Origin of the sequence: Paraburkholderia sp. JHI869 (assembly GCF_038900775.1) — a bacterium.
Taxonomy (GTDB): Bacteria; Pseudomonadota; Gammaproteobacteria; order Burkholderiales; family Burkholderiaceae; genus Paraburkholderia.
This window is the reverse complement of the sequence record NZ_JAYMSC010000127.1, coordinates 1-255: the sequence shown is the minus strand read 5'-3', so window position 1 is coordinate 255 and position 255 is coordinate 1. Positions and strand designations below refer to the sequence as shown.

The window sequence follows — 255 nt, the reverse complement described above, 5'->3', positions numbered from 1 at the left end:
GCAAGTCGAACGGCAGCACGGGTGCTTGCACCTGGTGGCGAGTGGCGAACGGGTGAGTAATACATCGGAACATGTCCAGTAGTGGGGGATAGCCCGGCGAAAGCCGGATTAATACCGCATACGATCTCTGGATGAAAGCGGGGGACCTTCGGGCCTCGCGCTATTGGGGTGGCCGATGGCGGATTAGCTAGTTGGTGGGGTAAAGGCCTACCAAGGCGACGATCCGTAGCTGGTCTGAGAGGACGACCAGCCACA

Annotated in this window: 1 rRNA gene; it reads left to right on the top strand. The window is 59.6% G+C overall.

Annotation, left to right across the window (positions count from 1 at the left end):
• Positions 1-255 (top strand): 16S ribosomal RNA (locus VSR72_RS44170); the annotation flags it as partial.